The 15,258-nt window shown below is 40.0% G+C and carries 8 protein-coding genes; 3 read left to right on the top strand and 5 right to left on the bottom strand.

Annotation, left to right across the window (positions count from 1 at the left end; translation table 11 throughout):
• Window position 1 precedes the first annotated feature (1 nt).
• On the bottom strand, window positions 2-520 hold the full coding sequence (locus ACX27_RS29010; protein WP_062297615.1) for a phosphoribosyltransferase: 519 nt from the start codon (window positions 518-520) through the stop codon (window positions 2-4).
• Window positions 521-591: 71 nt separating this feature from the next.
• On the opposite strand from ACX27_RS29010, the gene ACX27_RS29005 reads away from it, so the two are divergent.
• The 3 genes from ACX27_RS29005 to ACX27_RS28995 all read left to right on the top strand — a co-directional run bounded on the left by ACX27_RS29005 (window position 592) and on the right by ACX27_RS28995 (window position 8,569).
• Window positions 592-2,037 (top strand): MFS transporter, encoded by a 1,446-nt coding sequence (locus tag ACX27_RS29005; RefSeq protein WP_062297614.1) that lies wholly within the window; start codon window positions 592-594, stop codon window positions 2,035-2,037.
• Between the two features lie 155 nt (window positions 2,038-2,192).
• Window positions 2,193-2,960, top strand: coding sequence for a class II glutamine amidotransferase (locus ACX27_RS29000; RefSeq protein ID WP_062297612.1), 768 nt, complete (start codon window positions 2,193-2,195; stop codon window positions 2,958-2,960).
• Between the two features lie 1,055 nt (window positions 2,961-4,015).
• Window positions 4,016-8,569 carry a beta strand repeat-containing protein gene (locus ACX27_RS28995; RefSeq protein WP_062297610.1) on the top strand — a complete coding sequence of 1,518 codons (4,554 nt, stop codon included), beginning with the start codon at window positions 4,016-4,018 and terminating at the stop codon, window positions 8,567-8,569.
• A 75-nt stretch (window positions 8,570-8,644) separates the two neighbouring features.
• On the opposite strand, the gene ACX27_RS28990 is transcribed toward ACX27_RS28995, so the two are convergent.
• The 4 genes from ACX27_RS28990 to ACX27_RS28975 all read right to left on the bottom strand — a co-directional run bounded on the left by ACX27_RS28990 (window position 8,645) and on the right by ACX27_RS28975 (window position 14,941).
• Window positions 8,645-9,430 (bottom strand): FHA domain-containing protein, encoded by a 786-nt coding sequence (locus ACX27_RS28990; protein ID WP_062297604.1) that lies wholly within the window; start codon window positions 9,428-9,430, stop codon window positions 8,645-8,647.
• 166 nt (window positions 9,431-9,596) lie between these two features.
• Window positions 9,597-12,323 (bottom strand): PAS domain S-box protein, encoded by a 2,727-nt coding sequence (locus tag ACX27_RS28985; RefSeq protein ID WP_062297602.1) that lies wholly within the window; start codon window positions 12,321-12,323, stop codon window positions 9,597-9,599.
• Between the two features lie 477 nt (window positions 12,324-12,800).
• Window positions 12,801-14,087, bottom strand: coding sequence for a DNA double-strand break repair nuclease NurA (locus ACX27_RS28980; RefSeq protein ID WP_062297601.1), 1,287 nt, complete (start codon window positions 14,085-14,087; stop codon window positions 12,801-12,803).
• Between the two features lie 65 nt (window positions 14,088-14,152).
• The gene (locus ACX27_RS28975) at window positions 14,153-14,941 is read right to left on the bottom strand and encodes an HAD family hydrolase (RefSeq protein WP_062297599.1); all 789 of its coding nucleotides are present in this window, start codon (window positions 14,939-14,941) and stop codon (window positions 14,153-14,155) included.
• Window positions 14,942-15,258: the final 317 nt, after the last annotated feature.

The raw sequence follows: 15,258 nt of genomic DNA, 5'->3' as shown, positions 1-15,258 counted from the left end.
TTCAGCAGAGTTGACTTAACTTTGTTGCCAAATCGGCAGGACTGGTATGTTCGTAATGTTCAAAGGGTTGGTGAATCCAAGGATTGTCAGGTAAGTAATCGACGTAATAATCCGGTTTAATCACTGAACAGGCTTTATACCAAATGACGGCGCTGCGAATTTCCGCAATTGAGGAATCGACATTTTCCCGTAACCACGGAATTGTTTGTTGAAGGGTAATGCCAGAGTCTACCAAGTCGTCAATTAACAGAATATGGGAACCTAACTTTTTTGTGGTCATGGTCAAATGATGGGAAAAAGTGAGATTACCTCGCTCTTGTTTACCGGGGCCGCTATAAGATGATGTCGCTAAAATTGCTAATGGCTGTTGATAAATCCGAGAAATAATATCTCCAACTCGCAGTCCGCCTCTGGCTAGACAGACAATTTGGTTGAATTGCCAACCAGATTGATATACCTGAACCGCCAGTTGTTCGATTTTATAGTGATATTCTGACCAAGAAACGTAAAGGTCTGGCATAAAAAAAGAGATTTTGAGGTAATACTGATAGCGATCGCAAACTTTTTATTTTAATCCGAGCCTCAGATATTATGAACGATTCTGCCGATAATTCTGCCCAAAGTCCGGCTTTGAGTCCAAAACTGGATTTTAAAACAAAATTAGCTTATGGTGCAGGTGATTTAGGCCCAGCAATTACGGCTAATATTTCGATATTTTTCTTGTTAGTTTTCTTTACAAATGTGGCTGGGATTCCCGCAGGTTTGGCTGGTAGCGTGTTGTTGATTGGCAAAATCTGGGACGCAGTTAATGATCCATTTGTCGGATTATTAACAGATAAAACCAAATCTCGGCGCTGGGGTCGTCGGTTGCCTTGGATGTTCTATGGTGCAATTCCTTTTGGGATTTTCTTTTTCTTGCAGTGGATTGTACCGCAATTTAGCAGCGATCGCAGTACAAATATGTGGGCTTTGTTTTGGTATTACGTTGTAATTGGGTTGATATCTCAGGTATTTTACACCGTTGTGAATTTGCCTTACACAGCCATGACTCCTGAACTCACCCAAGATTATGATGAACGCACCAGCCTCAACAGTTTTCGCTTTACTTTTTCGATTGGTGGCAGTATTTTATCGTTGATTTTAGCGCAAATAGTTTTTTCCCAGATTCCTGACCGCCAACAACAATATTTTATCTTAGCGGTAATTTGTACGGTAATTTCTGTGGTTTCTTTATATTGGTGCGTTTTTGGCGTGCGCGATCGCATTTTAGCTTTTGAAGCCAAACGCATCCAACAAGAAGAACCTCCATCAATCCCATTTTTTGAACAATTAAAAATTGTTTTTACCAATCGCCCATTTTTATTTGTAATTGGGATATATCTATTTTCTTGGTTGGCTGTACAAATTACAGCCAGCATCATTCCTTATTTTGTCATCAACTGTATGAAACTGAAAGAAGCTGACGTACCAACAGTCATGATTGCTGTCCAAGGTACTGCTTTAATTATGTTATTTGTGTGGAGTAATTTAAGTAAAAAAATTGGTAAAAAGCTCGTTTATTTTCTTGGCATGAGTTTATGGATTATCGCCGCCGCCGGACTATTTTTTTTACAATCTGACCAATTAGTTTTAATGTATATTATGGCTGTGATGGCTGGCGTAGGTGTATCTACAGCTTATTTAGTTCCTTGGTCAATGATTCCCGATGTAATTGAATTAGATGAACTGCAAACCGGACAACGCCGCGAAGGTATATTTTATGGCTTCATGGTTTTGTTACAGAAATTTGGGTTAGCATTCGGATTATTTCTTGTCGGTAACGCCTTACAATCTGCTGGTTTTAAAGAAGCTGTAGCTGGACAAAGCACTTTACCAATTCAACCAGAATCAGCACTCACAGCTATTCGCCTGGCTGTTGGCCCCATACCAACTGTTTGTTTAATTTGTGGTTTAGTTCTGACATATTTTTACCCCATTACTAGGGAAATGCACGCGGAAATATTGTTAAAACTCAGAGAACGTCAGACAAACAAGTAATAAATAATTTTTGGCACTATTTGGACTGAAACTATCTACAAATATGTCTTTAATAGTATAGAACTACAAGATTCCAGACTTATTTAAGAAGTCTAGAATCTGAAGGTCTGACAGTTTTCTCAAACCCAACATCCTCAAACTGATAGTTACTGATTATGTGCCAGCTGCTAGGGATGAACTGCAATGTACCCACAGATATTTGCTTTTCCTTTGAAGGTTTTTCTGCACGAGGAGGCAAAACAGACGATCATAGCGATGGTTGGGGGATTGCATTTTTTGAAGGCAAAGGATGTCGCTTATTGTTAGATGATAAACCTTCTGTGACATCTCCCATAGCAGATTTAGTCAGGCGCTATCCTATCCACTCTACTCATGTAATTGCCCATATCCGTAAAGCAACTCAGGGAGAAGTAGCTTTAAGAAACTGTCATCCCTTCCAACGAGAATTGTGGGGTAGGTATTGGGTATTTGCCCATAACGGCAATCTGCCAGATTATCATCCTCGGAATATGGGTTTTTACGAACCGGTGGGTGATACCGACAGTGAAAAAGCCTTCTGTATTATGTTAGAAACTCTCCGAGAGGCTTTTCCTAATGGTAAACCGCCTTTAGAAAAACTTAATGTTGTTCTGCGTCAAATTACGGCGGAAATCGCCCAAGTCGGTGTTTTTAACTATTTGTTGTCGGATGGAGAACATTTTTTTGCCCATTGTTCGACAAAACTCTCCTACATCGTCCGTCAAGCCCCCTTCGCCGCAGCCCACTTGATTGATCAAGATATGACGGTAGATTTTCGGGAGTTGACTTCCCCACGCGATCGCGTCGCTGTTATCGCTACTACTCCCCTCACCGATAACGAAGTCTGGACAACCATCCAACCAGGAGAATTACTCGTCTTTCAAGACGGTTTACCCCAAAAATAACTAGAGTGTATGGATGATGATTTATTTTTGATTCATCATCCATAACATTAGTATTTTTACAGTCTGCCATCAGAGCAAATTTGCTACTGATCGCCTTTACCATATTTGTCTGCTATCAAAAAGGGAATAGTACACAAATGTAAATATTGCTATGCCTATGTAGATATTTTGAGTGGTGACTGTAAAGAGTATGTAAAGATGCTTTTGGTGAGAATAGACACCTCAGTAAATATACAGTACAATTGCAATAAATTATTTAAATAATAATAGCTTCTAAGCTAAATAATCATAAGTAGCAGCCCATAATTTAAGTGTGGGACTGATTTGGCTGTCAAATACATCTTTAAGCTTGATTTTTTGATACCTGATTAGCGATCGCTAATGATCAAAGGATGGTTGAAATAAAGCCTAAATATGAGTACTTTTCTGGGAATTCATAAAGGCATAGAGAATGCAGAGATAAATAACAGCTAAACATCTCATCCCGACCCAGTTGAAAAAAATAATACAGCAATTAGACAGCTAAAAGCTACATTCACTCTCAGAAGATAGTCTAAGAGTTGAGTAATTTTTTTGGCTAAGGATTAATATTTCGGCAAGATGAGAAAAATTGAAATTTTCTCGTCTTAAATCCTATGAAATTGGCTAAATATTGAAAAAGCTTATCGGTTATTAATAGAGATACTTCTATTACGAGAAAACTGTTCAGAAGCACATTACATATTAATTAATAATCATCTCTCACAAAGCATCTTTTATGTCTATGTGTTTATTGAGAATTAGTAGAAAAACTTTATAAAAAAATTACTATGTTATGTAATCTAAATATGCTTTAGTTAAATATGTTTCTACTTAGTTAATGCGACAGCAAAAGCCAACATTATGTTGCAAAATGTGCCTTTAAAATTTAACCGAATTGTATTGCTTCTATACTCACGAAAAAAAATGCTGAAAGCATCGGCTATCGGCATATTTTTCGTTGTTTCCAATAGCAAAATCTGTAATTTGAAAACTTTCAACTGACTGAAACAATCAATTTATTTTAGGTAAGAGTTATGGCAATTAATGGCACTAATGGCGATGATAATCTCATCGGCACAGCTGATGGTGAGATTATTAGAGGCTTTGCCGGGAATGATAATTTATCAAGTAATGGGGGCAACGATATTCTAGAGGGTGGCGCTGGAGATGATCATCTTTCCAGTTTTGCAACCTCTGGTAATAGCATCCTTGATGGTGGATTAGGCGACGATGTATTAGATGCAGATCAATCAAGCGGTAATAACATCCTTAATGGTGGTGCTGGTGATGATTATCTGTCTGTTGTAGGTTCTTCTGGAACTAACACCCTCAACGGTGGTGGTGGGGAAGATATCTTAAATGCGGATCAGTCAACAGGCAATAACCTGCTGAATGGTGGTGGTAATGATGATTTTCTGTCGGCGATCGCTTCTGAAGGTAATAACGTCCTCGATGGTGGAGGCGGTAACGACACTCTAAATATCAATCAGTCCGATGGCGATAACACCCTTGAAGGTGGTGCTGGTAATGATGAACTGTCGGCTGTCGGTGCTTTTGGTAATAACACACTCAATGGTGGCAATGGCGACGATACATTAAATGCAGACGATTCCACAGGCAATAACATCCTCAATGGTGACGGGGGTGCTGATTATATTACGGCTGTGGCTTCATCAGGTAATAACATCCTCAACGGTGGTGCAGGTACTGATACCTTAGATGTTACCGATTCCACAGGGGATAATCAGCTGAATGGGAATGGCGGAGACGACATCTTAACAGCTTATCGTTCATCTGGTGATAACACCCTCAACGGTGGTGCAGGCGACGATACCTTAGATGTGGATCAGTCCAGTGGCGCTAACACCCTGGATGGTGGTATCGGTGATGATTCTTTGTTTGCGATCGGTTCTTCTGGGGACAATACCCTCTCTGGTGGTGATGGAGAAGATATCTTAAACGCAGATCAATCAACAGGCAATAACTTACTTGATGGTGGCGCTGATGATGATGATCTGTCTGCCGTTGGTTCTGAAGGTAATAATACCCTCGATGCTGGAGGTGGTGACGACACCTTAAATATCAATCAGTCCGATGGTGACAACCTACTTGAAGGTCGTAGCGGTAATGATGAACTGTCGGCTGTCGGTGCGTTTGGTAATAACATCCTCAATGGTGGCGCAGGCGACGATACATTAAATGCAGACGATTCCACAGGCAATAACATCCTCAATGGTGATGGAGGTGCTGATTACATTACGGCTGTGGCTTCATCAGGTAATAACATCCTCAACGGTGGTGCAGGTACTGATACCTTAGATGTTACCGATTCCACAGGGGATAATCAGCTGAATGGGAATGGCGGAGACGACATCTTAACAGCTTATCGTTCATCTGGTGATAACACTCTCAACGGTGGTGCAGGCGACGATACCTTAGATGTGGATCAGTCCAGTGGCGCTAACACCCTGGATGGTGGTATCGGTGATGATTCTTTGTTTGCGATCGGTTCTTCTGGGAACAACGCCCTCTCTGGTGGCGATGGAGAAGATATCTTAAGCGCAGATCAATCCAGTGGTGATAATTACCTCTTCGGTGGTGCTGATGATGATGATCTGTCTGCCGTTGGTTCCGGAGGCAATAACCTCCTGGATGGTGAAGATGGTAACGACACCTTAGTTATTGATCAGTCTACAGGCAATAACACCCTTGAAGGTGGTGCTGGTAATGATGAATTGTCGGCTGTCGGTGCGTTTGGCAATAACATCCTCAATGGTGGCGAAGGCGACGACACATTAAATGCTGACAATTCCACAGGCAATAACATCCTCAATGGTGACGCAGGCGCTGACTATATTACTGCTGTGGCTTCATCTGGTAGGAACTTCCTCAATGGTGGCGAAAGTGATGACATTTTAGATGTGACCGATTCCACAGGTGATAATGTCCTCAATGGCGCGAACGGTAACGATACTCTGACGGCTTATCGTTCATCTGGTGATAACATCCTCGATGGTGGTGCAGGCGACGATACCTTAGATGTGGATCAGTCCAGTGGCGACAACTATCTTGATGGTAGTGTTGGTGATGATTCTTTGTTTGCGATCGGTTCTTCTGGGAACAACGCCCTCTCTGGTGGTGATGGAGAAGATATCTTAAGCGCAGATCAATCCAGTGGTGATAATTACCTCTTCGGTGGTGCTGATGATGATGATCTGTCTGCCGTTGGTTCTGAAGGCAATAACCTCCTGGATGGTGAAGATGGTAACGACACCTTAGTTATTGATCAGTCTACAGGCAATAACACCCTTGAAGGTGGTGCTGGTAATGATGAACTGTCGGCTGTTGGTGCGTTTGGCAATAACATCCTCAATGGTGGCGAAGGCGACGACACATTAAATGCTGACAATTCCACAGGCAATAACACCCTCAACGGCGGTGCGGGAAATGACGAATTGTCTGCCCTTGGTGCATCCGGTCATAACACCCTCAAGGGCGACGGAGGTGATGACGCTATCTATGTCAGTACTGCCTTGCAACAGTCAGCCACCTTGGTAGTACAAACAGTTGATGGTGGCGCAGACTACGATTACCTTTTTGTTGATTACAGCAACGCTACAGTCGGCATTACCTCCACATACAACTCTTCAAGCAATATCGGTAGAATCACCGCAGGCACAAATCAAGTTAACTACAGAAACATCGAAAGTCTAGAGCTGATTGGTACAGCCTACAATGACAACATAATAGGAACCAAAGGCAACGATATACTTTCTGGTGGCAGTGGTGGCGATGATATTATCAACGGCGGCACTGGTGATGATTATATTTCGGCGATTGGTTCTTCTGGTAATAACACCCTCAATGGTGGCGAAGGTAACGATAGGTTAACGGTTGATGAATCTACCGGGGATAACCTGCTGAATGGTGGTAGCGGTAACGATACCCTGTCTGCTTATCGTTCTGAGGGTGATAACACTCTCATTGGTAATGTGGGTGACGACACATTAGATGCGGATGATTCCATTGGTAATAACACCCTTAATGGTGGTAGCGGTGATGATTATCTTTCGGCGATTGGTTCAGCTGGTAATAACACCCTCAACGCTGGTAATGGGCGCAATACCTTAGATGTGAGTCAGTCTAGTGGTAATAACACCCTGATTGCTGATAATGCTGATGATGTGTTGTTGGCAGATGCGTCTGTGGGCAATAACACCCTCAACGCTGGTGGTGGTAATGACAGATTAAGTGTGGAATATTCTGAAGGGAATAACCTACTTGATGGTGATGCTGGTGATGATCAATTGTCTGCTGTTGGTTCGTTTGGCAATAACACCCTCGATGGTGGTCATGGTAACGATATATTGACTGTTGACTATTCCAGAGGCAATAACTTACTCATTGGTGACGATGGTAACGATACCCTGTCTGCTTATCGTTCTGAGGGTGATAACACTCTCATTGGGAATACGGGTAGTGACATATTAAATGTCGATGAATCGACAGGTAATAACACCCTCAATGGTGGTAGTGGCGATGATTATCTTTCGGCAATTGGTTCAGCTGGTAATAATATCCTCAATGGTGGCGCTGGGCGCAATGCCTTAGATGTAAGTCAGTCTAGTGGTAATAACACCCTCATTGGTGACGATGGTAACGATACCCTGTCTGCTTATCTTTCTGAGGGTGATAACACTCTCATCGGTAATGCAGGTAACGACACATTAGATGCGGATCAGTCCACCGGTAATAACACCCTCGATGGTGGTAGTGGTGATGATTATCTTTCGGCAATTGGTTCATCTGGTAATAACACCCTCAACGGTGGCGCTGGGCGCAATACCTTAGATGTCAGTCAGTCCAGCGGTACTAACGCTCTGAATGCTGATAATGCTGACGATGTGTTGTTGGCAGATGCTTCTGTGGGCAATAACACCCTGATTGCCAGAGGTGGTAATGACAGATTAAGTGTGGAATATTCGCAAGGGAATAACCTACTTGATGGTGGTATTGGTAATGATGAATTGTCTGCCGTCGGTTCGTTTGGTAATAACACCCTCTATGGTGGTAATGGTAACGATATATTGACTGTTGACTATTCCAGAGGCAATAACCTACTCTATGGCGACAGTGGTAATGATACTCTGTCGGCTGTAGAAGCTACTGGCAATAACACCCTCGATGGCGGTATTGGAAACGATACTTTGATTGGTGGTAATGGTAATGATGTTCTCATCGGTGGCGCAGGTAATGACTTGATCACGGGTGGTAGCGGTGCAGATACCTTTGTCTTTAATCGTTTTAACGAAGGTACTGATACGATTACTGACTTCAGTATCACTGATGACATCATTCGGATATCTGCGGCTGGTTTTGGCGGTGGTTTATTAGCTGGGGCGCTGTCAATTAGTCAGTTTACCTTGGGAACTTCTGCAACCACGACTGATCAAAGATTCATCTATAACAATAATACTGGCGCGTTGTACTTTGACCAAGATGGTAATGCTGGTGGATTCAGACAAGTACAACTAGCGCAACTATCTGGTGCGCCGGCGCTGAATGTCAGCAATTTTGTGATTGTTTAAAGCCTGTCGCAAAACTAATTATTAAATTGCAATAGTACAGAAAACAAAGGTTATGCCATCAGCGTAACCTTTTTTCTATTTATTAATTATTTGTGGAAGCGATCGCCAATCATAACCAAATATTTTACCTGTTGTAAAAAGTAGATAACCAATAAAGAATAACGCTGAGGCTGCGATTAACAATAACAAGTTAACTGAGGCAAAAATTCGACCAGTAAATATAACTATGAGGACTCCTATAGCAATCAAAATCCAGCCGAGATGACGATTGACACGTTGTTGACATAACACAAAAATTCCGGCAAAACAAAGCGCAATGCTAGGTAGACCAAAAAATATACCGATTCTCACATTAGCAGTTAACAGCACAATGCTGGCAACTATTAAACTTAAACCTATGAGCTTAGTTGTTTTATCTACCACGATTGATTGCTTCTGCTCAACTAATGGCGGTACAATTTGCGTGCTATTAACTGCTGTCGCTAAAGCTGGTGAATGTTCTGGGGAATTTTGCCAAATGAAAGTGATGGCATCACCTTGACCAAGGTTAATGCGATCGCCTACTTTTAACTGATATCTGGTTCCCGCTTCTAGCTTGACATCGTTAAGAAATGTGCCATTAGAACTACCTAAGTCTTCAATTAAGTAGTTGCCATTCTCGACGATAATTTGAGCATGAGCGCGAGAAACAACCTCTGCATTTGGCAAACTGGAAACATCAATATCTGGGGGATGTTGCTCATTTGACTTACCAAGCCTGATCACTGTTAAATTTGGTGGTAAGTCAAAAGCGGTGTTGGTTTGAACATGGAATAGCTGTAAACTTAGGCCGATGTTACTGAATTGATTGATATTTTGCATGGCTTACCGTTGTATCGCTAATCCTATGTTAAATAGTTTAGGCGATCGCTGACACCTTTGCGTATTTCCTCAGAGGCTTGATTGATTTTATCTCTAACATAGCAGTCCTAGTTGATATGTGAACAACAAAGACAAGGGAGAGATGCTATTTGCGATTCAAGCAATTTTAGTGTAACTTTACCGGAATTTTAATCAAAAATTCTGTCCCTTTACCTGGTTCGGAAATACATTCCAAGCTACCACTATGTTTTTCGACGATAATTTGATAGCTAATTGATAATCCTAAACCTGTACCTTTACCAATCGGCTTGGTTGTAAAAAACGGGTCAAATAAACGTCTTTTAACTTCCTCTGTCATTCCCGAACCGTTATCGGAAATCTTGATAAAAATCAAATTGTTATCTAAGTTACCCGTACTAACTACAATTGTAGGTTTAAGTAATTTTTTACCATACTCATCACTATTTTTAGCTTGATTAATTGATTCTTCTAGCGCGTCAATTGCATTAGTTAAAATATTCATCAAGACTTGATTTAATTGTCCAGGATAGCAATCAATTAATGGCAGATTACCGTATTCTTTCAGAATAGATATACCTAAGCCAATGCCATTATTTTTCCAACGATGGTGGAGGATTAATAAAGTATTATCAATGCCATCATGAATATTTACCAACTTTTTATCAGCTTCATCTAGACGAGAAAAATTGCGTAAGTTCAGCACAATTTCCCGAATGCGATTAGTCCCCATTTTCATAGAATTCAGCAGATTTGCTAAATCTTTGATGAGAAATTCTAAATCTAAGTCTGCTTCTAATTCAGCAATTTCTGGTGTAGGTTCAGGATAAAATTTTCGATAGAGATAAAGTAAATTGAGTAAATCCGTTACATATTCATTGGCATAATTAATGTTGCCATGAATAAAGTTAACAGGATTGTTGATTTCATGAGCAACTCCAGCTACTAATTGTCCCAAACTAGACATTTTTTCATGTTGAATTAATTGTGATTGAGTTTGCTGTAGTTGATGCAAAGTTTGAGTGAGTTTTTCGGCTTGGGCTTGGGCGGCTAAAGTTGCGGCCTGACTCTGAGTATATAATTGGGCATGATCAATGGCGATCGCTAGTTGATCAGTTACAGCTTGTAACAGTCCAATATCACTATTACTCCAAATGCGATCGCCTAGACAATGACTGCAAATAATTGCACCAAAACTACCAACATTACTTTTAACTGGTAATAGTAATTGTGCCGTCGTTTCATCCTCATTGAACAGTGCTGGTAAATTTGGTTGACTAGATAAATTTTGCTGGACACTGTCAACGCAAACTAACTCTTGATTTACCAGGATATTGACTAATGAGCCATGACTTGCCAAAGATAAATTACCTAACATAGAAGGTAATTTATGGTTACGTGATTCGTGAGTAATAGTAAGATGTGGTTGTGAAAAATCTGGAGAATATTGCAAGAAATAGCAACGGTCAACTTGCAATAAACTGCGAATTTCATGCACCGCAGTTTCTAAAATTGTATCCAGATCAAGAGAATTACGAATTTGACTAGCTAAACCTAGTAATAATGCTTCTCTACGACTCAGCAATTCTTCTCTTGCCCAGATTCTATCAATAGCAACAGCAACATTATTGGCAATCCAATTTAACATATTATGGACTGTTTCGTTGAAAGATTCCTGACTAAACAAAGCCATAATTCCAATCAATTTTTGCTCAACAATTAATGGATAGGCAGAAAATTGTAAAGTTGAGGATTGCTGATCAAGGTGGTTTGCTGGTGTACTCAGTCTGACTGATTCATTCAGAATCGGTTGGTGGTTTTGTGATATAAAATTAAAAATCGCATTAGAAACAAAGCTATAATTAGTAAATTCTTGATTACTACTTAAAGGATGACATTTAGTATTTTGACAATAAACACCTGCTTGAAATTCTAAGTTTTGTGTTTGCTGTTCCAAAGTCCATATACATACAAAATGCACATCCAAATACTTGGAGATTGTATTTATGCAACTTTGGAGAATTTCAGCTATTGTGCCACTTTGAGATAAAGATAAACTAACTTCTGCACTTAATAATGATAAACGCGATCGCTCTAACAAAGCTAACTCAGAACGCTTGCGTTGTGTGATGTCTGTACGAATAGCCACATATTGTTGTGGTTTACTATTATTATTCAACATTGGCACAATCAGCGTATCTACCCAATAAAAACTATTATCTTTCGCTTTATTTTTAATCTCTCCTCTCCAGATTTTACCCGCAGCAATAGTCTCCCATAAGTTCCTAAAAAATTCTGGAGAATGATAACCTGAATTAATTATGCGATGGTCTTGTCCTAATAATTCTTCTCTAGAGTATTGCGAAACTTCACAAAATTTATCGTTAGCATAATTGATTCTCCCTGTGACATCAGTAATAGCTACCAAAGAATGAGCATTTAAAGCAAATTTAAATGCTTCTAATTCTTGGATAGTTTTTTGTAATGCTACGTCATTATCTTTTTGCAGTGTGATATCACGAGCCACAGCATAAATCAACTGTTCTTCAACAAATGGTGTTGCAGACCAAGCCAGCCATTTATAGGAACCATCCCGGCATAAATAGCGATTTTCAAAGTAAACCGTCTCACAAGACATTGCTAATTTTTTGGCTTCTAAAAGCGTATTATCTTGATCATCAGGATATATAAATTCAATAAATGGCTTACCTAGCAATTCTGGTGCTGACCAACCTAATATTTTTGTCCAGGCTGGATTTATTTCTTTAAAATAACCATCAAATCCAGCAATACATAATAAGTCTAAAGACAGAGAAAAGAAGCGAGAATGTTGTTCTGGTAAGTGATGTACAGTTGACTGAACTTGTGTTTGCATATTCAAGGTTGCTAGTTGTATTTGACTTGATCAAATTTGAAAATATTGATTTGGGAAAATTAATCTCTCTAATATCAAATTGAAAAATGATGGAGACAGATAGATGACTAAAAAGCCTACCAATCAACCCTTATCCAATCCAAAATGGTATAATTTCACAGGTCATACCAATTAAGCACTAGCAACTCGACAAGATAAAATTAGTCGGTCAATAGCAATCAGAAATTATTTATATTCATGACAGTTTTACACACCCGCACAACATCGTGCTGTGATTTATTCACCTGATAACTTTATGTTGTCGAGTACGAGTAGCTTTTTATTACCCAATGTTCTAAGTATAGATTGCCCGAAAAAAATTTTAATTAAACATGAATCGCATCAAATTCAAATAAGAAGTATTACAAAAATAAATTTGGTCACACTCACTAAAAAGTAATAATTATTTACATATTTTGGTTGGCAACATACTAATCGTTAAGCAATGCTTCCGCGTTTCCTGGCTTCTTTGTAAGAAGTACCAACATTTTTTAAGCCAGCTTTAATCATTTGCTTTTCTAAAAGGGCAAAGAAACGCGCTTTATCTCCACCTCTAACCACAGCTTGATTATGCGCTTCGGCGATCGCCACTGGGTAGCCATATCCTTTTTGAACTTGCGCCAGCATCAATCCCAAGGCTTCATCAAACATAGCTGTATTTTCCACAACCCAAGCCGGGACTTCAATCCGGGCAATTTCCGTACCTACGTGAACATAACAAAAATAAATGTTCTGCCCTTCATAAAACTCTAAAATTCGGGCATTACTCCGCCATAAAGGGCCGCGTTGTCCCGGCTGGAGTTGGGTTGACCACAAAGCTGTATCGCGCAAAGGTTCAAATACTTTACAAGGAACTTTTTCTAACTGGTTGGGACAATAACTTACACAGTCAGGAACAGGATGGGGACAAGCCATCAACCGTAAAAAGTTAATTCCTTCCACATTTCGAGAGGCGCTAAGATAACCCATTAATGGAATTCCCGCATCACGTAGCTGCTGCCAAGCTTGTAAAATCGGCGGTAAAATGCGATCGCGTGCCTCTAGAGGTAATTGTTCTAAAAACCAATAAACTAACGAACCATCCACCATTGCTAAGGTTGGTATTCTGTCTTGCGAGGAAGAAGAGGGAGAGAGGGTAGACAAGGGAGAGTGAGGATACAAGGGAGAAGAAACATACTTACTTCCTTGTCCACCTTGTCCCCCTTGTCCCCCTCGTCCCTCCATCACTCCACAAGCTAATTCAGCCAATACCGTTGCTTCACTCGCAGTCCGACAAAAACTCATCCATTCTTCAGTTCTGATACCCCACTGTCGAGATGTATATAAATCTTCGGGGCGGTAAAATACCTCTGGCAAACTATCAAGTAGTGGATGACGATTTTGACCGTAGTGTAAAACTACTCTGCCAATATTTAATAGATAACAATAAGCAATTTCATGATGGCTAGGGGCAATTTGTGAACCGTCGGTAGCGATGACAGTATGTACTTTAGGTGGAACAGGAATATCAATCCGAGTTTCTAATGGCTCAATTGGGGTAGCATTAGCAAATAAAATGCGATCGCGCCACTTTTCTTGACGTTCAATTAAATCTTGCTGACACTCGTAAGCATTTATTAAATGTTGTTGCGCTAATTCTAAACGCTGACGACCAGCAACAGCTTCTTGAGAGAGATGCTGGCTTAAACCTTGCATTTGTCGAGCTAATTTTGTCAGGTCAAGCATAGATTTTTAACTGAACCAGAAAATATTTGATGAGATAGAGACGTAAAATTTACGTCTCTACAAATTTATGACAACCAATCTGAGAAGTTCTTGGTAAACTGTGACAGCGATATTAACTGAATTCGCTCGTCATCTTGCGCCGCTTTTCTTTCTGGTTGGGTATTATAACCCCAATCAGCCAGAAAAAGTTTCACATCCTCTAGATCAGCTTGCTGTTGAACTAACTGCAACGTTTTGATACGGTCTTCAACAAACCATAAACTAACTGGCTGTTGATTCGCTGTTTGCATCAATTCTCGCAGAATTTCATATTTCGGACGCTTCACTTCTTTGCCAAAAATCGCCGTTGGAGGTAAATTCACCCCTTCTTGTTGCAACAATTGTTGCACAAAGCGCCCCTCTTTCGTGGTCACAATAAATAACTGCACATGACTATCCAGAGTCAATTTAATTTTTTCAATCACACCCGGATAAAATCTGTGCAGACTCAGCCAGCCGTCTAAATCTGTCGCAATCCATTCATCCCGCAGGTGATCTAGTTTTGCACCGATTTCTCTAGCCTGCAAGTTATCTTTTAATAAAATTTGTGGCGTAATTGTTGTCCATTCCTGAAGAATCTGCTCATCAGACATTCCCGCCAACAAAGCTTTAATTAAAACAGGCATTTCCCAACCTGTTTCAATTACTGGTCTGAGACGGTAAAATCTCAAAGCCAAGTCATCGGGCGGTGTATCATTATCTGGCAACCAAAGTTTACAGTAGGTTAGCCATGCGACCTCAAAATATTCAATTAGTCCGTCGCAAATTACTCCGTCAAAGTCTAAGGCTAAAATTGTGGGACTACTTGCGGTCATTGTTTTGAGGATGAAAACTGCTTTTGTCAGCTTACATGAAAAATTAAAAGTTGGTAGTAATTTTTGCTAGTTTTTTGTAATTTATATTTTTTTCAAAATAGCTTCATTTACCTTTAATTATTTATTTTTAACTCGCTCAAGAGAAAATTTCTATAGACTTTTGTTATTGATTAATCAAGCTAATAGCTTATCTAAACTAATCCGAATAATATATAAGTATTTTTTATCTACATAGATTGAGAGCAGGTTGCTGACGTGTTTCCATTCGAGTTAATTATTCATGTTATTGATTTTTTCACTCATTTGAATATCTCTAA

This window comes from Nostoc piscinale CENA21, from assembly GCF_001298445.1.
In the GTDB taxonomy this organism is placed as follows: domain Bacteria; phylum Cyanobacteriota; class Cyanobacteriia; order Cyanobacteriales; family Nostocaceae; genus Nostoc_B; species Nostoc_B piscinale_A.
Note: the sequence above shows the minus strand (reverse complement) of the source record. Positions and strands in the feature narration are given on the sequence as shown.